The 20735-nt window shown below is 70.4% G+C and carries 17 protein-coding genes, 1 tRNA gene and 2 pseudogenes; 10 read left to right on the top strand and 10 right to left on the bottom strand.

What is annotated here, in order from left to right:
• Positions 1-188 precede the first annotated feature (188 nt).
• Positions 189-707 (bottom strand): hypothetical protein, encoded by a 519-nt coding sequence (locus tag ACFPZI_RS23705; RefSeq protein ID WP_381366335.1) that lies wholly within the window; start codon positions 705-707, stop codon positions 189-191.
• A complete protein-coding gene (locus ACFPZI_RS23700; protein ID WP_381366332.1) occupies positions 707-1945 on the bottom strand; it encodes a molybdopterin-dependent oxidoreductase in 1239 nt (412 codons plus the stop codon). The genes ACFPZI_RS23705 and ACFPZI_RS23700 overlap by 1 nt, the downstream gene beginning before the upstream one ends.
• A gap of 112 nt (positions 1946-2057) precedes the next feature.
• Here ACFPZI_RS23700 and ACFPZI_RS23695 point away from each other — a divergent pair, with 112 nt between their 5' ends.
• From ACFPZI_RS23695 to ACFPZI_RS23655, 9 genes are all read left to right on the top strand, one after another.
• Positions 2058-3524, top strand: a complete 1467-nt coding sequence (locus ACFPZI_RS23695) for a hypothetical protein (protein WP_381366329.1) — start codon at positions 2058-2060, stop codon at positions 3522-3524.
• A 952-nt stretch (positions 3525-4476) separates the two neighbouring features.
• Entirely contained in the window at positions 4477-5970 is a 1494-nt protein-coding gene (locus ACFPZI_RS23690; protein ID WP_381366326.1) for an ATP-binding protein, read from the top strand.
• A gap of 82 nt (positions 5971-6052) precedes the next feature.
• Complete coding sequence (locus ACFPZI_RS23685; protein ID WP_381366324.1) at positions 6053-6460, top strand: roadblock/LC7 domain-containing protein; 408 nt, start codon at positions 6053-6055, stop codon at positions 6458-6460.
• Complete coding sequence (locus tag ACFPZI_RS23680) at positions 6457-6822, top strand: DUF742 domain-containing protein (RefSeq protein ID WP_381366321.1); 366 nt, start codon at positions 6457-6459, stop codon at positions 6820-6822. The genes ACFPZI_RS23685 and ACFPZI_RS23680 overlap by 4 nt, the downstream gene beginning before the upstream one ends.
• Positions 6800-7417, top strand: coding sequence for a GTP-binding protein (locus ACFPZI_RS23675; RefSeq protein ID WP_381366318.1), 618 nt, complete (start codon positions 6800-6802; stop codon positions 7415-7417). The genes ACFPZI_RS23680 and ACFPZI_RS23675 overlap by 23 nt, the downstream gene beginning before the upstream one ends.
• Positions 7414-8688, top strand: coding sequence for a cytochrome P450 (locus ACFPZI_RS23670; RefSeq protein WP_381366315.1), 1275 nt, complete (start codon positions 7414-7416; stop codon positions 8686-8688). Before ACFPZI_RS23675 ends, ACFPZI_RS23670 begins: the two co-directional genes overlap by 4 nt.
• Before the next feature lie 70 nt (positions 8689-8758).
• Positions 8759-10012, top strand: coding sequence for a cytochrome P450 family protein (locus ACFPZI_RS23665; RefSeq protein ID WP_381366312.1), 1254 nt, complete (start codon positions 8759-8761; stop codon positions 10010-10012).
• A 153-nt stretch (positions 10013-10165) separates the two neighbouring features.
• Positions 10166-10238 (top strand) — tRNA-Pro (locus ACFPZI_RS23660).
• 213 nt (positions 10239-10451) lie between these two features.
• Positions 10452-11129 carry a DUF4232 domain-containing protein gene (locus tag ACFPZI_RS23655; RefSeq protein WP_381366309.1) on the top strand — a complete coding sequence of 226 codons (678 nt, stop codon included), beginning with the start codon at positions 10452-10454 and terminating at the stop codon, positions 11127-11129.
• Here ACFPZI_RS23655 and ACFPZI_RS23650 read toward each other — a convergent pair.
• The 6 genes and pseudogenes from ACFPZI_RS23650 to ACFPZI_RS23625 all read right to left on the bottom strand — a co-directional run bounded on the left by ACFPZI_RS23650 (position 11122) and on the right by ACFPZI_RS23625 (position 17055).
• Positions 11122-11388: a transposase gene (locus ACFPZI_RS23650; protein WP_381366306.1), complete on the bottom strand. Its 267-nt coding sequence runs from the start codon at positions 11386-11388 to the stop codon at positions 11122-11124. The genes ACFPZI_RS23655 and ACFPZI_RS23650 overlap by 8 nt on opposite strands.
• 363 nt (positions 11389-11751) lie before the next feature.
• Positions 11752-11934: pseudogene (locus ACFPZI_RS23645) on the bottom strand (PhzF family phenazine biosynthesis protein); the annotation flags it as partial.
• A gap of 131 nt (positions 11935-12065) precedes the next feature.
• Positions 12066-14021, bottom strand: a complete 1956-nt coding sequence (locus ACFPZI_RS23640; RefSeq protein ID WP_381366303.1) for a YncE family protein — start codon at positions 14019-14021, stop codon at positions 12066-12068.
• A 254-nt stretch (positions 14022-14275) separates the two neighbouring features.
• A pseudogene (locus tag ACFPZI_RS23635) lies at positions 14276-14401 on the bottom strand (SRPBCC family protein); the annotation flags it as partial.
• 528 nt (positions 14402-14929) lie between these two features.
• On the bottom strand, positions 14930-15988 hold the full coding sequence (locus ACFPZI_RS23630) for an MBL fold metallo-hydrolase (protein ID WP_381366300.1): 1059 nt from the start codon (positions 15986-15988) through the stop codon (positions 14930-14932).
• An 83-nt stretch (positions 15989-16071) separates the two neighbouring features.
• A complete protein-coding gene (locus tag ACFPZI_RS23625; protein WP_381366297.1) occupies positions 16072-17055 on the bottom strand; it encodes a serine hydrolase in 984 nt (327 codons plus the stop codon).
• 182 nt (positions 17056-17237) lie between these two features.
• Here ACFPZI_RS23625 and ACFPZI_RS23620 point away from each other — a divergent pair, with 182 nt between their 5' ends.
• Positions 17238-18197 carry a LysR family transcriptional regulator gene (locus ACFPZI_RS23620; protein ID WP_381366422.1) on the top strand — a complete coding sequence of 320 codons (960 nt, stop codon included), beginning with the start codon at positions 17238-17240 and terminating at the stop codon, positions 18195-18197.
• Positions 18198-18377: 180 nt separating this feature from the next.
• Here the strand turns inward: ACFPZI_RS23620 and ACFPZI_RS23615 are convergent, their stop codons facing one another.
• Positions 18378-18962, bottom strand: coding sequence for a hypothetical protein (locus ACFPZI_RS23615; RefSeq protein WP_381366294.1), 585 nt, complete (start codon positions 18960-18962; stop codon positions 18378-18380).
• 3 nt (positions 18963-18965) lie between these two features.
• Positions 18966-20675 (bottom strand): aa3-type cytochrome oxidase subunit I, encoded by a 1710-nt coding sequence (ctaD, locus tag ACFPZI_RS23610; protein WP_381366419.1) that lies wholly within the window; start codon positions 20673-20675, stop codon positions 18966-18968.
• Between the last annotated feature and the right edge of the window lie 60 nt (positions 20676-20735).

Below are 20735 nucleotides of genomic sequence, written 5' to 3'. Positions count from 1 at the left end.
CCGCCAGGCCCCTGACCCGTCGCGGAGCCGACTCCGCCCCCGGCCGCACCCCGCCCCTCACCGACAGCGGCGGAACCGACGCCTTCTTCCCCTGGGCGCGGCTCGGCACACGGGCGCGGCTCGGCACACGGGTGCTGCTCCGGCACACGGGTGCTGCTCCGGCACGCACAGGGCTGGGAACCGGCCGGTCAGTGGACGGCCGGCGGACGGTGCTTCGCCGCCCTGCGCAGCCGCAGCCGCCGCAGCCGCAGCACCAGCAGCAGCGCCGAGCCGCCGAAGAGGACGGCGGTGATCAGCAGCCAGCGGGCGAGGAACACGTCCGCCGGCAGCCCGGTGCCGAGCCGGTAGCGCCGCTCCACCCTGCCGCTGATCAGCGGGAACCACACCAGAAGGAGCAGCCCGGAGAGGGCCGCCGGCACGCGTACGTACGGCACCCACTCCCGGCGCCGGATCGCGCCGAGCCCTCGTACGGACGCCCGGTCCGCTACCGCGTACAAGGGCAGCAGCACGAGGTCGTGCAGCAGCGCCACCCCCACGAACCACAGCGCCACGCCGAACCAGTCGTCCGCGAGCAGCCGCACACCCGCGTAGGCGGCGAGCGCGAACGAGCAGGCCAGAAGAAGGAGTTGCAGGGGACTGCCGATCGGAACGCGTGGAAGCCGCGGAAGCCGTGGAAGCCGTGGAAGCCGTGGAAGCCGTGGAAGCATCACAGGTCTCCGAACGTCATCCGGGCCACCCACTTGGTGTTGAGCACACCGGGCGCGGCGGGCACGATGATCCGCGCCGGGTGGCCGTGGTCGGGGGACAGCTCCTCGCCGTTGACGTACAGGGCGAGCAGGGAACGCGGGTCGGCCACCTGGTTGGCGCGCAGGGCGGCTTCCCGGAAGGCGCCGCTCCGCTGGAGGGACTCGACGAACACGTCCGGCGGGTCGTCGTCGTACCCGACGAGCGCCGCGAGGTCGCGCAGCCGCACCCCGCGCCACCACTGGTCCGACGTCGACCAGCCCTCCACGCAGGCGATGGGCAACGCCGCGCTGTGCAGGGGCAGCCGGAGCAGCTCGTCCCGGCGGAGGCGGACGGTGCCCGTGCGTCCCGTGACGACGAGCCGCCACGCGTCCTGGCCCGTCTCCGCCGCGTCGATCCCGGCGTACGCGGCGGTCTTGTTGATCTGGAAGCCGTTCGGGCCACTGCCGGGATCGCCGCCGCCGCGCGGTGCGAGGAGGGCGGTGCGCCGCAGCGGACCGTCGAAGTTCTGCCCCACCGTGGTGGCGAACAGCAGCAGCGAGCCGCCCCCGACGAACCACAGGGCTCCCCGCCGGGAGACGGTCGGCTCGGCGGGGCGCGGAGTCACCAGGTCGTTCCGCTCCTCCCGCAGGTGCCTCAGATTGCGCAGCGCCTTGGGCATCCTCAGCAGCACGTGGACGACGAACGCGGCGAAGAACACCCACGCTCCGTAGAAGTGCAGCGGGTAGAAGGAGCCGGGGAAGACGTAGTCGAGCTGGATGTTGAGCACGCCGGTCACGAACTGGAACAGTGCGCCGCCCACCAGGAGCAGCAGCGAGATCCGCTCCAGGGCGTGCGCGAGCGAGCGGGCCGGCGGCAGCGCGAACAGCCTCGGCACCACGGACCACAGCTTGGCGAGCAGGACGGGGATCAGGGTGATGCCGAGGGTGACGTGGACGCCCTGGTTGAGCCGGTACAGCCAGTGCGGGTTCGTCGGCCAGGCGAAGAGGTAGAAGCCGAGGATCCCCTTGTCCGGTGTCTTGTCGTTCACCGGCGACAGGCCGGGGTTGTAAGCGGCGTACGAGACCAGGCCCGTCACGAACAGCACGGTGATGCCGACGAGCAGGGCGAGGCCCAGCACCGAGGTGAACCAGGGGCCGCGCAGGGGGCTGCGCCAGAAGCCGGGCGAGGAGGGAAGCCGTGGAGCGTCGGGGTCGCGCATGTCCCGACGGTAGGCCGGAACCACCCGGTGAAAGGTGCGCAACCCATGACGAAACGCCGACATCAGGCCCGGACAGCGGTCCGTGACCGGCCGCGCGGCCTAGCGTTCCGGTGTGATCCGTCCTCCGCCCTCCGCCGAGCCCGGTGCCACGCACTCCGGCGTGCCCCGCGGCCCGAGCCGTGACCTGTACGCCGCCGGGGCCGCCGTGCTGCTCGTGACGGCGGCCGTGCTGGTCGGCCGCCACATCCAGGGGACCAGCCGTACGCTGTTCGCCGACTGGCCCCCGCTGCTGGCGTCCTGGGGCCCCCACCTCGGCCCCGGCACTCCGGCGGCCGTCCTGGTGGCGATCGCCACCGTGGCGTACGGTCCCGCCTTCGCGGCCCGTCTCCCCTGGCGGGCCCTGGTCCCCCTGACGTGGGGCACGGCCATGGCGTGGACCTACTCCCTCGCCCTGGTCGACGGCTGGCACCGGGGCATCGCCGTCCGGCTCACCACCCCCCACGAGTACCTCCAGGTCATCGACCGTTTCCAGGACATCCCGGCGGCGCTGCGGGACTTCACCCAGCACATCCTGCTCGGCTCCCCCGACCACTGGCCCGCCCACATCGCCGGCCACCCGCCCGCGGCCGCGCTCACCTTCGTCCTGCTCGACCGGATCGGGCTGCGGGGCGGGGGCTGGGCCGGGGTGTGGTGCATCACCGTCGGGGCGACGGCCTGCGCGGCCGTGCTGGTCACGATCCGCGCCCTGGCCGACGAGGCACTCGCGCGAAGGGCGGCACCCTTCCTCGTCCTGGCCCCGGCCGCCGTGTGGATGGGCACCTCGGCCGACGCGTACTTCGCGGCGGTGGCGGCGTGGGCGGTGACGCTGCTCGCACTGGCGGTCACCGGACGGTCTCTGTGGTGGGCGGGGGCGTCCGGGCTGCTGTTCGGCCTGTCCTGCTACCTGTCGTACGGCCTCACGCTCGTCGCACTGATCGCGGCGGCGGTCATGGTGCTCGGCCGACACGGGATCCGGGGGCGCCCCGCCCTGCTGGTGCCCCTGCTCGCCGGACTGGCGGTGGTCCCGACGGCGTTCACGCTCGCCGGGTTCAACTGGTGGGAGGCCTACCACCTGCTGGTCACGCGCTACTACCAGGGCGTGGGCGGCATCCGTCCCTACGGCTACTGGGTGTGGGCCAACCTCGCCTGCACGGTGCTCGTCACGGGCCTGGCGACGGCGGCGGGCCTGCGGCGGACCGGTGCGGTGCTCGTCCGCCACCGCCGCGGCGCCCCCGAGCGGGCAGCCGAGGCCCGCCTCGCACTCCTCGTGTCCGCCGCCCTCCTCGCCCTGCTGGTCGCCGACCTGTCCGGCATGAGCAAGGCGGAGACGGAACGCATCTGGTTGCCCTTCACGCTGTGGTTGCTCCCGGCCTGCGCGTTCCTCACCCTCCCTCAAGGTCTCGGCTCCTCCCCCAAGTTCTCGACTTTGCTCGAACAGGGGGGACCCCCACGAGCAGGGGGGACCCCCGTCCGCGCTTGGCTCACCGCCCAGGCACTGCTCGCCCTGCTCCTCAACCATCTGTTGCTCACCCGATGGTGACCGCTTCCGAGGCGGGCGGGCATCGGACGGCACAGGACCGGCCGCGGGGCCCACCGCGGGGCCCACCGCGGGGTCCGGGGAAGTCGGCCTGTCAGGCCGCGGGGACGGGCAGCAGCCGGTAGGCGTCCCCGTGGTCCGCCCCGGGTCTGATGGAGTGGGGGAGTGACCGACCGGCGTCCGTGGGAGGAATTCGGCCGAGACGCCGGCGACCTTTCCACCGCCGGGCGACAGCCATCATGCTCACCTCAAACTTCTCACCCGACCCAGCATCCGCGCTGAACCTTCACCTCTCCCTCACGTGCCGGAGAGCCTGAAGGACGGTATGGAGCCGATATCGGATATCCGAAACCGCGCGGAGGAAAACAGCGAACTGCTGGGAGAAACCCACCCGCTTTCGCAGACCCTGACCTCGATACCCGGAGCCGGACTCCGCATCCCTTGAGTGAGCGTTCGGTTCGCTTGGAAGTCGTCCCCTGTCAAGTTCCGCGTGTTGAGGGAGCCCCCGTCAGGAATCAATGCAGGGAGACACCGCACCGTCTGACGGCCTGTCGACCGGTGCCCTTCACCGCACCCCTTCCCTTGCCCGGCCCGCTCAACAGGGCTCCCGCGCCGGTGACCTGTGGGTCGGCGCACCCAACTGGAAATCAGGAAAAGCCGGTTCACAGAACGCAACGCCCCCGTTGAAGTGAATCGAAGATACGATCTTCGAACAGCCTCTGGTGCAGAAGTGCTTCTCCATGAAGACGATGCCTGACCCCGGCCATGCCGACGGTGCGTCCGGGGCTTCGCGCCCCCGTGCTGCCGCTCGCCCGGTCCTCTCCCCACCGCACATCTCTTGATGTCCTACGCCTCACGTCCACCGGGCATCGACTTACCGCCGACTCAAAGGTTTTCCATGGCTCGTTCCCCCGCGTCCACTGTCACACCCCGAGGGGGCAGCGCCCTCTGGGCAGTGGCTCTCGTGCTCACGTTCCTCGCGTTCTCAGCGGCCGTGGTGCCCGTCGCCGGCATCGGCGTGGCTGCGGCCGTGGTCCATGCGGCCGTTTCCCTTCTGGCCCTCGGCTGCCTCGTCCGCCTGCGCGGACAGCACCGGGCAGGCGCGGCGGAGGCAGCACGCCTGCACACCGAGATGCGTGAGCGGAAGGCGGAGGCCGCGCGCCGCGATGCCGACTGGCACACATACGTGCGCAAGCAATCCGGTGCGGCCCTCCAGGAAGCGGAATTCCTCGTGGCGAAGCGGCTTCCCGCCGCTCTTGGCAGGAACGAGGTTCCCTCGTCCCCGGAGAGCGGGGAGCCGCTGGTGGTGGAGCTCTCCAAGTGGTTCGACCGGCTGCTCTCGGAGGTGTCCGAGGCGATCAACGACCGTGAGGAGTCGCAGCGCATCGCGCTGGTGGAGCTGGCGAGCCGGGTTCAGACCTCGGCGCACCGGATCCAGGCCACGATCACGGGTGTGGCGGAGCGTCACCCCGGCGACTCGGACCTGCTCGAGGCCACGATGCAGGTGGACCACGCGGCGACGCAGCAGGCCAGGCACGCCCAGAGTCTCAAGGTGCTGTGCGGGGAGTGGCCGGGCCAGCAGTGGCAGAAGCCACTGGCGCTGGTCGACGTGGTGCGCGCCGCTTCGGGCCGGATCGTCTCGTTCAAACGTGTCGAGGTGACCGGCGATCCCGATGTCGGCATCACCGCGTCGGTGGTCGAACCTCTGATCCACCTCGTCTCGGAGCTGCTCGCCAACGCGACCGAGTACTCACCGCCGAGGACCGGCGTGCCGGTCACCGTGCGCACGGTGCAGCGCGGCGCGGTCATCGAGGTGGATGACGGCGGCCTGGGCCTGGACGAGTACCGGATGGCCGAGGCGCGCGAGATCGTCTCGGGCCGCCGCCTTCTGGGCGTCGGAGATATCGGCGAGATCCCGCAGACCGGTTTCGCGGTGGTCGGCCGCTTCGCGCACCGTCATGGCTTCGGCGTCGACCTCGGCCCGTCACCGTACGGTGGCGTCCGTGCGGTGATCCTGGTGCCTCTCGAACTCCTGAAGACTCTCGCGCCCGCCGGGGCGCCCGGCGGGCGCGTGCTCCCCGCACAGCCGCCTGCTCCACCGGCGCCGACGCCGCCGGCCGCCGCGCCCTCCCCCGCGTCCCCGCCGGCCGCCGCCCCCGATCACGTCGTTCCTGATCACGCCGTTCCCCTACCGGCCCCGGAGCCCGCCGCCGAGCCCGCCCCGCCGGCCGAGCCGTCCCCGCCCGCCGCGCGTGTCCCGGGCGCCCGTCACCGCCGGCTGCCCCAGCGCCGGTCGCGGCGTGACGGATACGTTCCCGCGGTGGAGGAGGCGCCGACCGCTGTCACTCCGCCGGGTTCGCCGGAGGACGCGGGCGACTGGATGGAGCAGTTCTTCGAGGGCGGCCGGACCACGCCCCCCTCGACCGGATCCGCTCCCCCGCCGTCCTGATCCGTGCCTCCGGATCGCACCTCGTACGCCCCCCACACCACCCCTCCCCCAACCCCGGTTCCTCGGAAGGACAGATGTGAGCATGAATTACGTGGAGAACCCGGACCAGCGCGGCTGGATGATCTCCGAGGTCGCCGCAGTGCCCGGCGTACGGCTGGCGATCGTCTTCAGTTCCGACGGTCTGCTGCTGGCCAACTCGGAGGGCATGGACCGTGACTCCGCCGACCGGCTGTCGGCGACCTGTTCGGGACTTCAGTCGCTCGGCCGTGGTCTCGGGCGGGAGTTCGGTGAGGACGGCGGCGCCGTGCACCAGCAGATGGTGGAGTTCAACGGGGGTTTCCTGTTCATGCGCAGTGCCAACGGCGCGCATCTCGCCGTGGTGACGGGACCGGTGGTCGACCCCAAGCTCGTCGCGCGGCAGATGCAGGCGCAGGTGATGAAGATCGGCGCGCGCAACCTCAGCAGCCCGCCGCGCCAGGGCTCCGCGTGAGCGGGCCGGGAGAGGGTTTCACGGACGGTGCGTTACGCCCGTACGTGATAACCAAGGGGCGCTCCCGGCCCTCCCGCAACACCATCGGCGTCGAAACGCTCCTGGTCGCGGTCGACCCTCCCCGCCCCCTCCCCCTCTCCGCCACCAGGGAGGAGACCGCCCTCGTACGGATGTGCGCGCAGCTCCTGTCGCTGGTGGAGGCCGCTGCCCATCTCCAGCTGCCCGTCAGTCTGGTGAAGGTGCTGGCGTCCGACCTCGTCGACAGTGGGCATCTGTCCGCGCGCTCCGGTGTTCCACGGGCCGCACAGCCCGACATGCAACTGCTACAGGAGGTACTGGATGGTCTCCGTCGGCTCCGCTGACCGCTATTTGCCCGACACGGTGCAGCAGGCCGTCAAGCTCCTCGTCGTGGGCGCGTTCGGCGTGGGCAAGACGACGTTCGTCGGGTCCGTCAGCGAGATCGAACCGCTGCGCACGGAGGAGGTCATGACGGAAGCGAGTGTGGGCGTCGACGAACTGGCCGGTCTGGACGGCAAGACGACCACCACCGTCGCCATGGACTTCGGCCGTATCACGCTCAGCTCCCGGCTGGTCATGTATCTGTTCGGCACCCCGGGGCAGCGGCGGTTCTGGGATCTGTGGGAGGGGTTGGCCGAGGGCGCGCTGGGGGTGCTCGTGCTGATCGACACCCGCAGACTGGAGGACAGCTTCGACGTCCTGGAGCAACTGGAGGTCCGGGGACTCCCGTTCGCGGTGGCGATCAATCAGTTCCCGGACAGCGAGCTGTACTCCGAGGAGGAGCTGCGCGGCGCACTCGATCTGCTCCCGGAAACACCCATCGTGACCTGCGACGCCCGCCACCAGACCTCATCGGTCGATGCCCTGATCACCCTGGTGCAACACGTGTCGGGCATGAGCGCGGCGCGGGCCGCGGGGGCCGCGGGGGCCGCCTCATGAGCATGCTGCCGCCGCCGGAGTGCCCGGCGCACGCCCACCACGGCAGCGGTCCGGTTCCGCTTGCCGCCGTGGTCGGCTCCTCCGACCCGCGTGCGGTGTACCGCGGCCTCCGCGAGAAGTGGGGCAGCGTCGCGAAGGTCGAGCTGGAGCCGGGTGTGTCCGCCTGGCTGGTGACGGGGTACCGGGAGATGCTGACCATCACCCGGCAGGAGCAGCTGTACTCCCGCGACGCCCGCAACTGGCGCGATCTCAACGAGGGGATCGTTGCGCCGCATTCGGGACTCCTGCCGATGATGGGCTGGCGTGCCAACGTCATCGGGGCCGACGGCCCCGAGCACCGGCGCCTGCGTAAGCCTCTTGACGACGGCATCGCGCGGATGGACCAGCGCAGGGTACGTCGTGAGGTGGAGGCGCTGTGCACGGATCTGATCGCGGCGTTCTCCGAGCACGGCAGCGCCGATCTGGTCAACGAGTACGCCACGATCGTCCCGATGCTCTCCCTCGCCTCGCTGTTCGGCCTGAACGGTGAGGAGGGCCGCGAACTGCTCGACGCGCTCATCGCCCTGTTCGGCAGCGCGGACGGCTCCCAGGCGGGTAACCGCGACTTCGAGCAGATCCTTCTCGACACGGTGCGCGAGCGCCGGCGGAATCCGGCCGACGACATGACCACGGTCTTCATCAACCACCCGGATCTGCACAATGAGGCGGAGCGGCTGCAGTCGATCGTCGTGATGATCTCCGCGGGCAATGAGACGGTCACGGCGTGGATATCCCACACACTCCGCCTCATGCTCACGGACCTGCGGTTCGCCGCCCGGCTGCACGGCGGACGGCTCGGCGTGGACGACGCCCTCGACGAGGCACTGTGGCGCGATCCGCCCATGAACAACATGCCCGCCCGGTACGCGCTCCACGACACCGAGCTGGGAGGCCGGCTCATCCGCCGCGGCGACTGCCTCATCCTCGGGCTCGCCGCCGCGAACGACGATCCGGAGGTTCGACAGGACGGTCCGGACGACGGGTGGGGCAACCGCTCGCATCTGGCCTTCTCCGCGGGTCCGCATGTGTGTCCCGCGCAGGTGCCCGCACGGCTGATCACCCGTACCGCGGTGCAGACCGCTCTGCATCTGCTGCCGGACATGAGACTCGCCGTTCCCGCGGACGAGCTGGCCTGGCGCCCCTCTCCCTGGACCAGGGTGCCGGTGGCACTGCCCACGGTGTTCTCCGCGGCCCGCGTACCGGCCCGCGTACCCACCGGCACGGGGCCGTGAATCCTCGAACCCTCACATTCGAAAAGACCCCCGCACGGCGGCGGGTCCTTAAGACAAGGAGCAGCCCAGCATGACGTCATCCACGAACTTCTCCGCCGAGGGGCACATACCTGTCGTCACTCTGGATCCGCAGGGAAAGGACCATCACGGCGAGGCCGCCAGACTCCGCGAGCTGGGCCCCGTGGTTCGGGTCCGGCTGCCCGGGGAGGTGATGGCCTGGTCGGTGACCGACCACGCCCTGCTGAACGACATGGTCACCGACGCTCGTTTCAGCAAGGACTGGCGCAACTGGAACGCCATCATCCGGGATGAGATAACGGACGGCTGGCCGCTCATCGGCATGGTGAAGGTCACCAACATGGTGACTTCGGACGGCCAGGAGCACCGCCGCCTGCGCAAACTCGTCACCCAGACGTTCACTCCGCGCCGGGTACAGGACCTGCGTCCCCGTATCCAGCAGATCGTGGGGCAGTTGCTGGACGACCTGCCGTCGCACGCCGCGGCCGACGGCAGCGTCGACCTCCGCCGGCACTTCGCGCACCCCGTGCCCATGCAGGTCATCTGCGAACTGTTCGGGGTGCCGGCCGACGAGCGTCCTCGTCTGCAGGAGCTGATGGACAACATCTTCCGCTCCGATCTGCGGCCCGAGGAGGTCCGGGCGAGCCAGATCGAGCAGTACGAGCTGCTGGCGCGGGTGGTCGAGGGCCGTAGGCGTGAGCCGGGTGACGACCTCACCAGCGCGCTGATCGCGGCCCGTGCCGCCGACCCGGACGCGCTGAGCGAGGAGGAGCTGGTCGGCACGCTGTTGCTCATGCTCTCGGCGGGACAGGAAACCACGCTGAGCCTGATCACCAATGCGGTACGCGCGCTGCTGACCCATCCCGACCAGCGGGAGATCGCCGTACGGGGGGACGCGGAAACCTGGGCGAACGTGGTGGAGGAGACGCTGCGCTGGGATGCTCCGATCGGCAACTTCCCGTTCCGCTATCCACTGGAGGATGTCGAGATCGCCGGAGTGCGCATCCCGAAGGGCGAGGCGATCATGGCTCCGTTCAGCGCGGTCGGACGTGATACGGCCCAGCACGGCGAGGACGCCGACCGCTTCGACATCGCCCGGGAGCAGCGCAGGCACCTGGCCTTCAGTAACGGTCCGCACTTCTGCCTCGGCGCACCACTGGCGCGTCTGGAGGCGGCACTGGCCCTTCCCGCGGTGTTCGAGCGGTACCCGGATCTGTCGTTGGCCGTCGATCCGGACGACCTCGTGGCGGTGCCGTCCCTGTTCTCGAACAGTTCCTCGACGCTGCCGGTGCGGCTCGGGAGCTGAGCCGCTGTGCGGCCCGGCGGACGTGGGGTTCCGCCGGGCGGCACTGCTCCAGCCGTAGATCGTTACCGTCGTGGCGTCCAGCCGGCCGAGTCGTACGGTCAGGCGCGTCCCGTCCGTGGGCGACGGTCCCGTCCAGCCCAGCCCACGGCCTCGGTCCTGGCTCTGTTGGCCAGAGCGATCGGGTGGGAAGCGGTAGGTCGTCGGTTCGAACCCGACAGGGGCTCCAACACCGTGGAAAACCCGGGCCTGCCGCTGACCACTGTGGTCGGCGGCAGGCCCGGGTTCTCCATTTCGAGATCATGTCACCGGTCTGCGACAGCGGTGTCCTGGAACGAAGACGCCGGGATCCCTTCGGCCCGCAGCCCCCTCATAGAGATCGAGCAAGCGCCGAGAAGCCGAAACCGCTTCGGCCTCGACCACCGATCACCAAGGGGATCTCATGTCCGGCAACCGTCGCAAGGCCTTCCTCGTCTCCGCAGCCCTCGTGGCCGGCACCATGCTGATGACGGCATGCCAGGAATCGGACACGCCCACGGACACCGACGCCGCGCAGGGTTCTTCGTCCGCCACTCCGGCCGGCGATGCGGCCACCCCGTCCGGCTCGTCGACCGCGGGCAGTGGTCAGGGCACCGACAAGGGCTCCGACGAGACGGGCCAGGGAACCGAGGACGGGGCCGGCTCCGGCGCCGACACCGGCAACGGCGAGCGGGAGCCGGTCGGGCAGAGCTGCGGCGCCAACGACATCTCCTGGAGCACCAGGTCCGAGAGCCAGGCCGGCGGATACATCCTGATCATCGCGAAGGCGAAGTCGGGGATCACCTGTGTCCTGCCGGCCGCGCTTCCGACCGTGGCGTTCGGTTCCGACGGCACCCAGGCGGGTCCCGCGGAGCAGGCCGTCGGCGAGCAGATCACGCTGAGTGGGAGTACCACCGCCTACGCCGGGGTGAACCCGAAAAGCACCAACGGAAACGGTGGCAAGGAACTGGACAGCATCATCGTCGGCGTCGGTGACGACGACCCCAACCCGGTGTCCCTGTCGGTCGGCACCATTACCGTCGAGGACCCGATCGTCACCAACTGGCACACCTCCCCCACGGACGCCGTTCCCTTCAACTGAACGGACCCGCAGCTCGTGATCCATGCCTGAACGGCCCGGCGGCGAACACCCCGGCGTCATGCCACTGGGCGAACCGGTCGTAGACCGTGGACCAGGAGCCGAACGCCTCCGGTACCTCCCGCCCCGGGCTGCCGGTGCGAAACCGCCGGACGGCCCCCTCCAACCGGTCGCGCAGATTCTCCGGGTAGGGCCCGTACTGCCCGATCGGCAGATGGGGTCTGATCAACTCCCAGTCCTCATCGCTCAGTTCACGTCGCACCACAAGGGTGTTCTACCAGCTCGCCCGCGCTCGCCGGGCGCGGGCAGCGGAACCGGGATCACGACCCCGAACAGGCCCTGGCGGAGAACCCGGCCCCCTACCGTGACCGAACAGATACGGGCACGGCTCATCCATCGTCCACCGCCCCATGACAACGGTGGTGGTGTGACCCCATTGATCATCCAGGCTTCACGGTGCCAGGTGTGAGAGGGCCGGACGGGTGGCAGCACCCCGCCAACGCGCTGGCACAATCGCCACGCTCGGCCGGCTGCCCGGACAGCTCGCCCCGTTCGGGCCACCGGGGTCGTGCTCCCTGTAGGCGTGCAGCAAGACAACGGCGTAGCCGGCCGGGGCGGCACTTCGGCCGATGCGGGCTCCTGCGCCGCTGACGCGGACACGCGGGTCACCCGCGTGCAGCGTCACCGTGAGCTCGCCGGGACGGCCCAGGTCCTCGCCCTGGTGCAAGGTGAGGACGGCGTCCTCGGGGACCAGGGCGAGTTCACGGGCGTACGCACCGAACGCGGCGGCCGCGGCGCCTGTCGCCGGCCACCAGCAGCACTGCCCGGCGCACCGGATCGAAAGCGAGGAGGATCCGGATCTCGCTTGTGGGGCAGGACGCCGCCGGTACGGCCCGGTCGAGTGGGGGGCCGTACCGGCGGTGACTTCCGCGGAGGAGGTCAGTTGGTGAAGGTGAAGTACTTCCAGGCGCCGTGCGTCGTGGAGTTGACGGTGTCTCCGGAGGAGCCGTTGATGTACGACGAGCGCATGCGGGCGCGGATGCCGGACTCGCCCGGTGCCCCCAGTTTCACGGCCGACTTGCCGTTGGTGCCCAGGGCGAAGTACTCGGAGCCCGAGTCGTACCAGGAGCCCTGGTAGTACACCTGGAGCTGGAAGCGCTGCTTGCGGCCGGTGTAGTAGTTCATCGTGGTGGTGAACACCGGGTCGGTCTTCTTGCGGAAGTAGTAGTACGTCGTGGAGCCGATCTTGCCCGTCTTGTAGTGCTTGGAGACGGTGGTGGAGACCTTCGCCTTGGCGTACGCCGTGGACTTGACGGTCTTGGAGGCGTAGCGGGCGTCGCCGGCGAAGACCGCGGTGACGGTGGTGTCGCGGGTCATGTCGACGGTCGCCGACAGGTTGCCCTTGGAGTTGACCTTGGCCTTCTTCAGCAGCTTCTTCGGCTTGTCGGAGCCGAAGGGGTCCGTGTAGATCGCGACGGTGCGGTTCTTGTACGTCGTCCCGAGGTGCGCGGTGAAGGTGACGTCCTTGCCGTACGCGTACAGCTTGCCGTTGTTGTTCAGGCTCAGCGCGGTCGCCTTGCGCGAGACCTCCACCGCGTCGGAGCCGGAGGCGGATGCGTGGGTGGCGTCGCCCGCGTAGGAGACCTTGTAGGTGACCTTGCCGCCGACGGTCGGGGTGTCCGTGAAGGAGAAGCTGCCGTCCGCCTTCGTCTTGACCGCGGCCAGTGCCTTGCCGCCCGGCGTCTCGAGGTCCGTGCGGGTCACCTTCAGGCTGGTGCCCGCCGCGGGGGTCTTCTTCGAGGTCAGCTTGCCGGTGACGGTGAGCTTCTTGGCCCGTTCCGACTTGGTGGGGGCCGACACCTTGAGGGTGGGCAGTTCCTTGGTGGGGTCGGTCAGGGCGCGGAGGGTGTACGTGCCGTAGGTGTTCACGGAGACGGCGAAGACCCGGCTCGCGTCCGGTGCCCAGGCGAGCGCCCCGTCCACGAGGGTGTCGGCGCCGCTGCTGTTGCCGGTGTTGGGGAAGTCGTACTCACGCACCGGCACCGGGTCACCGGGCCGGTGGATGTGGACGTCGGGGTCGTACCAGGAGTCACTGCCGCCCGCGACGCTGCCGTCGGGCGCGACCCGCACGGCGTTCGGGTAGGCGTCTGTGGGGTAACCCGCCTGCTCGGTGAGGTCGGTGGCCGAGTAGGCGCCGAGGCCGTAGCCGTAGCCCGGGCCGGCCCACGAGGTGAGGACCTGGCCGCCGTCGGGCGTCAGGTCCAGCTGCCTCACGGCGGTGTCCATGTCGCCCTTGACCCGCAGCGCGGCCCCGTCGGCCGAGACGTCGTACACGGCGAGATCACCGCCGTTGCCCGCCACCAGGACGCCCGGGACGGCCGGATCGGCGGCCAGGAACATCCCGAAGGCGCCGTAGAAGTCGACGTCGCCCCGCTGGGCGAGCCGGACGACGGGTTCGGCGCCGGAGACGTCGAGCGAACCGAAGTCGGTGCCGTGGGCGAACCAGATCCGGCCGTCCACCACCTCCAGGTCGCCGGGGGCCGTGCCCACCGGGTAACTCGCGGTCTGGGTGTACGTCCTCGTCTCCACCGAGACGATCCGGTTGCCGTTCTTCACGGCCGCGTACACCTGTCCGGAGTCGGCGGACAGCGCGAGACCACTCACGCCGGAGAGCCCGGTCAGGGTCGCCTTCACGGTGCCCGAGTAGTCGGCGACGACGATCTTGCCGCCGGTCGGATCGGAGACGTAGACCCGCTGGTGGGTGCCGTCCACGACGATGTCGCCGACCGACTTCACCGGAAGGACTTTCGCGGAGTCGGCCGCCGCCGGGCTTGCCGCTCCCGCGGCCAGGGCCGCGGAACTGAGGATGACCGCGAGTGCCGTCGCGATCGACATGCTGCGCCTGCGCACAGTGATGTGCACCCCCACACAAGAAGCCCGGTGTCCACCGGGCGGAAGCGAAATGAACGGGCCGCGCGTCCCCCCTCACACCGATGACGGTGCATGGACGCTGCCGAAGACGCAGCGTATGGCATGCCAGTGACAATTGAGGACTGGAATTCCACGACTCGATGCGGGTGGCGGACAGGGCTGCGCCTCGCCCCGGCGGGGAAGAGGTGCGCCGTAGCTGGGGCGGTCGGTCTCGGCGCAAGCCTGTCCGCGCTCTTCTCGGCCACGCCGGAGGGTTCGACGTCCATCGTGAGCTCCACCCGGGTGTGGGTGTCGTCCAGCCGCTCGAACCGGACCGATCCCCGTTGCCTGGTCTCGCCGCCGACGGGAGCCATCGGTACGCCCGCGGTGAGAAGCTCCGCCGGGAACGACTCGACTGCTGCTCCGCCCATGCCGGGACACCGCACCCTGTGGAAAGATCACGCTGACCGGGAAAAGGGGGCAGCGCATGCCGCAGGACCGGGAGCGATCCTTCTTCGACAGCTCCGGCTGGTGGGTCTTCTGGCTCGTCGTATGCGCGTGGAATGCCGCCGGCTCCTCCAGCCCGTGGTGGAGTCGCCTCGGATCGCTGGTGCTCTGTGGCGCCCTTTCCGCCCTCTTGCTGCGCCGTTTGATCGGACAGCGCAGGAGCCGTAAGCCCGCGCCTCCTGGCATGCGCGACTGACATCGACGTCGACGGACAGCGGGCATCAGAAGGCCTCCAAGGCCCTCGATCCGGCGCCGTTCCCCGTTCGGCCGAGCCCCGGGGAGGGGGCCGGGAGCGAAACTCCTCAAGCAGCGCCGTCGATCACGACCGCACGGCTCCCGACGGCTGTACCGGTCTCCGGCCCCCAGGCCCCCGGGTCCCTGTCTCGCTAGTCGTTTCCGGGGCGCATGTCGCCGTCGTACACGGTGCGGTAGTCCGGGACGACGGTCCGTGTTGCCGGGGACGCCTTCTCGACCTGGGTGAGGAACGCTTCCAGGTCCATCGACGGGTCTCGTACGGGGGAACCGCTCAGTGGCACTTCGAAGTTGTCCCAGTGGACGGGGACGACGACGCCAGGGCTGTCCAGCGCGCGCAGCAGCCGGGGTACGTACTGGTGGGTGGCGGTGCCCGCGGGTACGGCGATCATCGCGAGGTCGGGGCGCAGGCCCCTCACCGCCCGTTCGGAGAAGTCGCTGGCGCCCATGAGGAACGCCGACGGGCCGCTGTCGCCGGCCGTCACCTGGAAGGCGAGGGTGTCGCCCTCCGGCAGGTCCGAGATGCTGCTCGGGGCCGTCGCGGGCGGGGCGTTCAGCGTGCCCGGGGCGAAGTAGGCGCACTTCTTGTTGCGGCTGTGCAGGCTCGGCACGACCTCCACGGTGATCCCGCCGAAGTCCAGCACCTCGCCGCCCTTCACCACGGAGATCTGGCCCGCGTCGACCCCCAGGGCGACCAGTAGGTGGTACGTGGTCTCGGTGCCGACGACGTGGGCGCCGGTGGTCCTGGCGATGTGCGGCACGTCGCCGAGGTGGTCCCAGTGGGAGTGGCTGACCAGGACGAGTTCGGGGCGGCCGATGTGCGCGTCCACGACCTCCGGCCGGGTTCGCAGGCGGGTCCCCGGGTCGAAGGCGCCGTCGAAGAGGCCCGTGGGGAAGCGGGTGAGATACGGATCGAAGAGTACGGTCCGGTCGCCGACGTCGATGCGCCAGCCGGCGGTGCCGAGCCAGCGCCATGATGCCGAACCGGAGGCTCGGCCACTGCCACGGGCGGCGGTGGTGGCGGCCGTGGCGGTGGCGGCCGTGGCGGTGGCGGCCGTGGCAGTGGCGGTCGTAGCCGGGATCAGCGGGGAGGCCGCGCCGAGCGCGGCGCCGCGCAGCACCGTACGACGGTCGAGGCCGCGACGGAAAGGCGCGTCCGGTCGGTCTGTGGCGCGTGTGTCCTGGTGGGTCATGGCGTCAGAAGATCAGGGCGTCAACTCCCTTGTCCAAGACCGGAATTCGGACCTGACCATATGCGAACGCATATGTGAACCGGTCACCGGCCGTCGCCGCGGAGGAAGCCGACCGCGAGTCCGGCGGCCCTGCCGGTCGCGGCGTCCACCGTGGGACGGGAAGCAGCCAGGTCATGCGTGCGGGCGAAGACGGCGATCGCGTAGCACTCGCCGTCGGGGTAGCGGGCGACACCCGCCTCCATGTGCAGTCCCGGCAGGGTTCCGGTCTTGGCCGCGACCGTGACGTCGTCCGGGAAGCCCGACACCAGCCGGTGCCGGAAGACTTGACGAGCCATCAAGTTCCGTACGAATGAGCAGACTTCGGGCGGGCCGGCAGCGTCGGTCCAGATGAGCCGGAGCAGCCGGGTGATCTCGCGGGGTGTGCTCGCCGTGGTGCGGCGGGGATCCAGCACGGCCAGCCGTCTCTTGCGGTCGTCCGGCAGGGCGGGGTAGCGGACGGCGAAGTCCCGCTCGTCGCGTGCCCCGACCTCCGCGAGCATCGACTCCAGCAGGTCTCGCGGTCCGCCCACGATCCGGGTCCGGTCCAGTCCGAGTTCCTGCGCGAGCAGCCGTACGGTGTCCAGGCCGACGCGGGCCAGCAACAGGTCGGCTGCCGCGTTGTCGCTGACCGACATCGCGAAGTGGGCCAGGTCGCGCAGCGACAGCTCGACGTCGTCCAGACAGCCGGCGGTCCCCCAGCCGCCGAGCCGGTCGGCCGCGGTCACCCGCACCCGCTCCCGCGGGTCCAGCTGGCCGGCGGCGACCTGCCGGGCGAACTCCAGGACCAGCAGCACCTTGAAGATCGAGGCGATCACGACAGGGTCGTCGGCGCCGATGCCGACCTCACGCCCACCCGGCTCCACACCGACCCCTGCACAGGCCCCTGCACCGGACTTCACACCCGTCTCGGCGCCCGTCTCGGCGCCCGTCCCCTCGACGGCCCTCGCAGGCTCGTGGACCGGGATCGCGTGCAGCCGGCCTTCGGCCCCCGCCTCGGCGAAGACCTGTCGGATCCGCTCCTCGATCACTGTTTCTCCTCGGCCGCCGGCCCGTCCCGGTCGGTGATTCCGTCCCGGTCCGTGATTCCGTCCGGCCATCGATGCGTCGCGGCCGACGGTCCGTCGGGCCCGGCCACCGGTCCGTCGGACCCGGCCACCGGATGCGTCCTCCTCACCGCGGCCTTCACGTAAGGTCATTGACCGTGGATCTCTTGCGCCACCTGCGCCTTTTCGTCACCGTAGCCGACGAGCTGCACTTCAGTCGGGCCGCCGAGCGGCTGGGCATGGCACAGCCACCGCTCAGCCAGGCGATCCGCAGGCTGGAGAAGGAACTCGGTGCGGAGCTGTTCGACCGCTCACAGCGCGGCGTCCGCTTGAGCGCCGCCGGGGCGGTGCTGCTGGAGGAGGCCCACGAACTCCTCGCCGGGGAGGAGAGGTTGCGCACGCTGGCCCGCCGCGCCGCCGACGGTGGCCTCGGCACGCTTCGCGCGGGCGTACCGCCCGACACCACGACCGCCGTGCTGTCCGCCCTGCTCTCCGTCTGCGCGGCGCACGCTCCGGGACTGTCCGTGGACCTGCAGGAGGTCACCACCGAGGAACAGATACGACTGCTCTCCTCCGGCGGGCTGGACGTCGGACTCGTGCACCATCCCGTCGACGCCACCGACCTGCGGCTCGGCCCCGAGATCTCGCTCGATCTGGGTGTCGTCCTGCCGCGTACGTCTCCGCTGGCCCGGCTGCCGGAAGTGGCGCTCGGCGAGCTCTCCGGCCACGACCTGGTGCTCTTCCCGCGGGCACACGCGCCCGGCTGGTACGACCGGATCCTCGACGTGTGCCGCGCGGAGGGCTTCGTACCCGGCCGGGTACGGCACGCGTCCAACCCCGAGTTCCTGCTCGCGCTGGTGACGGCGGGGCACGGCGTCGCCTTCGACCAGGGGCCGGTGGCCCGCAAAGAGCCCCGCGTCGCCTGGCGGCCCCTGGCCGGCCGGCCCCTCACCCTGCACATCAGCGGCGCCTGGCCCTCCGGCCGCGGCGCTCACCCGGCCGCCCGCCGCTTCGCGGACCTCGCGGCCGACGTCCTGGCCCGCGACCACACCGCGACCCCGTGGCGCGACGGCGTTCCTCGCCCACCGGACGATTCCCCGCGCCCGTGGTCGGTGGTCTACGGCTAGGGCCTTCCGTCTGGATCAGGCCGGATCAGGCCGGATCAGGGAGCGGGGTCCGGTGCCGTGCATCGCACGGCTGATCGCGCGCGCAATGCCGTCCCGTCCGTACGGAGTCATGAAGCCGTATCCCGCACAGCTCTCCGCTGGGCATGCGGGTGAGGTCACCCCTCCTCCGGAGACAGGTCATCACCCCGGAACGTCGTGTCGTTCGCTCCCCTGCCGTGCGGGCCGGACCGGAGCGCCGTGCTCGCGGTGGCGGGTTCTGCGGGTGGCCGTGAGGGCGAGGGCGAGGGACAGGGCGACAAGGGTGAGGGGCGGGGCGGTGGTCAGCCAGAGCGGGACCGTGTCCTGGCCGTGGGCCCAGAGGACGGCGGTGGTGGTCGTGGCCGCGACCAGGCCGCCGGTCAGGACGACGGCGACGAAGGCGGTGCGGGAACGGTCGGGGGGACCGAACCACCCCAGTTGCGCCCAGAGGCGGGCCGCTTCGCGTGCGCCGCGCCGGCGGTGGATCGCCGCGCGGGTCCACAGACCGGTCGTGGCGGTCGCGCCCGCCAGGGCCGCCGCGCAGGGCGGCCACCAGCTGTCGGTCAGGAGGAGGAGTACGGCGACGGCGGCGGCCGTGGTCCAACCGCTGAGGCAGGCCACTGCCCCGGTGCGGCGGGAAGCGGGCCGGTCGGCCCCGGCCCTCAGATCGGCGAGGGCCGGCAGGTACCAGACGGAGCCGGCCGCGGTCACCGCCGCCGCACCGAGGGCCAGGACGGGATGGGACACGGTTCAGTTCACCGCCTCGAGGGCGGCGATCTCCGGGTGGTGGACGTCGAAGGCGGGGGATTCGGACCGGATGCGGGGCAGGGAGGTGAAGTTGTGGCGCGGGGGCGGGCAGGACGTGGCCCACTCGAGCGAACGGCCGTAGCCCCAGGGGTCGTCGACCTCGACCTTTCTGCCGTACTTGGCCGTCTTCCAGATGTTGTAGAGGAACGGCAGGATCGATATGCCCAGCAGGAACGACCCGATGGACGACAGGGTGTTGAGGGCGGTGAAGCCGTCGGCGGCCAGGTAGTCGGCGTAGCGGCGGGGCATGCCCTCGACGCCCACCCAGTGCTGGACCAGGAAGGTGAGGTGGAAACCCACCGTGAGCGTCCAGAAGGTGATCTTCCCGAGGCGCTCGTCCAGCATCTTGCCGGTGAACTTCGGCCACCAGAAGTGGAATCCGGCGAACATCGCGTACACGACCGTACCGAAGAGCGTGTAGTGGAAGTGAGCGACGACGAAGTACGAGTCGGAGAGGTGGAAGTCGAGGGGCGGCGAGGCCAGGATGACGCCGGTCAGACCGCCGAAGAGGAACGTGACGAGGAAGCCCGTGGCCCAGAGCATGGGCGCCTCGAAGGACAGACTGCCCTTCCACATCGTGCCGATCCAGTTGAAGAACTTCACCCCGGTCGGGATCGCGATCAGGAAGGTCATGAACGAGAAGAACGGCAACAGCACACCGCCCGTGACGTACATGTGGTGCGCCCACACCGTCACCGACAGGCCCGCGATCGCGATCGTCGCACCGATCAGGCCCATGTAGCCGAACATCGGCTTCCGGGAGAAGACCGGGAGCACCTCGGAGACGATGCCGAAGAACGGCAGGGCCAGGACGTAGACCTCTGGATGCCCGAAGAACCAGAACAGGTGCTGCCACAGCAGTGCGCCGCCGTTCGCCGCGTCGAAGATGTGGCTGCCGAACTTGCGGTCCATCTCCAGGGCGAACAGTGCCGCTGCCAGGACCGGGAACACCATCAGGACCAGCAGAGCGGTCAGCAGCACGTTCCAGGTGAAGATCGGCATGCGGAACATCGTCATGCCGGGAGCGCGCATGCAGACGATGGTGGTGATGAAGTTGACCGCGCCCAGGATCGAGCCGAAGCCGGACAGGGCCACGCCCATGATCCACAGATCGGAGCCGATACCCGGTGAGTAGAGCTCACTGGACAGCGGGGCGTACAGGAACCAGCCGAAGCTGGCGGCTCCGTCCGGAGTGAGGAAGCCGCTGGCCGCGATCAGCGAGCCGAGCAGGAACAGCCAGAAGGCCAGCATGTTCAGCCGCGGGAACGCCACGTCCGGTGCGCCGATCTGGAGCGGCATGATCCAGTTCGCGAACCCGGTGAACAGCGGCATCGCGAACAACAGCAGCATGATCGAACCGTGCATCGTGAACGCCTGGTTGAACTGCTCGTTCGACATGACCTGCAGACCGGGCCGGGCCAGCTCCGCGCGCATCAACAACGCCAGCACACCGCCGACGGCGAAGAACACGAACGCGGAGACCAGGTAGAGCGTCCCGATCCGCTTGTGGTCGGTGGTCGTCAGCCAGTCCACCCACGACGCGCGCACTGTCTCCGGCGCGGTGTTCCCGGGGCGCTCGAGCGCCTCGCCCGCGCCGGGGGCCACAGCGTGCGCCCCCGCGGTCCCCACCTCTTGTATCTGCCCCTCGGCCACCACCGGTGCCCTCTCCTTCTGCTCACGCTCCACTCCTGTCCGTATGGGTGCGGACAGGCC

Source organism: Streptomyces chlorus (assembly GCF_042655885.1).
Classification (GTDB): Bacteria; Actinomycetota; Actinomycetes; order Streptomycetales; family Streptomycetaceae; genus Streptomyces; species Streptomyces chlorus.
Note: the sequence above shows the minus strand (reverse complement) of the source record. Positions and strands in the feature narration are given on the sequence as shown.

What these genes read in the sequence shown, in the direction of transcription:
- ACFPZI_RS23705 (WP_381366335.1), bottom strand. Translation starts at nt 707, where the DNA reads ATGCTTCCACGGCTTCCACGGCTTCCACGGCTTCCACGGCTTCCGCGG.
- ACFPZI_RS23700 (WP_381366332.1), bottom strand. Translation starts at nt 1,945, where the DNA reads ATGCGCGACCCCGACGCTCCACGGCTTCCCTCCTCGCCCGGCTTCTGG.
- ACFPZI_RS23685 (WP_381366324.1), top strand. Translation starts at nt 6,053, where the DNA reads ATGAATTACGTGGAGAACCCGGACCAGCGCGGCTGGATGATCTCCGAG.
- ACFPZI_RS23675 (WP_381366318.1), top strand. Translation starts at nt 6,800, where the DNA reads ATGGTCTCCGTCGGCTCCGCTGACCGCTATTTGCCCGACACGGTGCAG.
- ACFPZI_RS23670 (WP_381366315.1), top strand. Translation starts at nt 7,414, where the DNA reads ATGAGCATGCTGCCGCCGCCGGAGTGCCCGGCGCACGCCCACCACGGC.
- ACFPZI_RS23665 (WP_381366312.1), top strand. Translation starts at nt 8,759, where the DNA reads ATGACGTCATCCACGAACTTCTCCGCCGAGGGGCACATACCTGTCGTC.
- ACFPZI_RS23655 (WP_381366309.1), top strand. Translation starts at nt 10,452, where the DNA reads ATGTCCGGCAACCGTCGCAAGGCCTTCCTCGTCTCCGCAGCCCTCGTG.
- ACFPZI_RS23640 (WP_381366303.1), bottom strand. Translation starts at nt 14,021, where the DNA reads ATGTCGATCGCGACGGCACTCGCGGTCATCCTCAGTTCCGCGGCCCTG.
- ACFPZI_RS23630 (WP_381366300.1), bottom strand. Translation starts at nt 15,988, where the DNA reads ATGACCCACCAGGACACACGCGCCACAGACCGACCGGACGCGCCTTTC.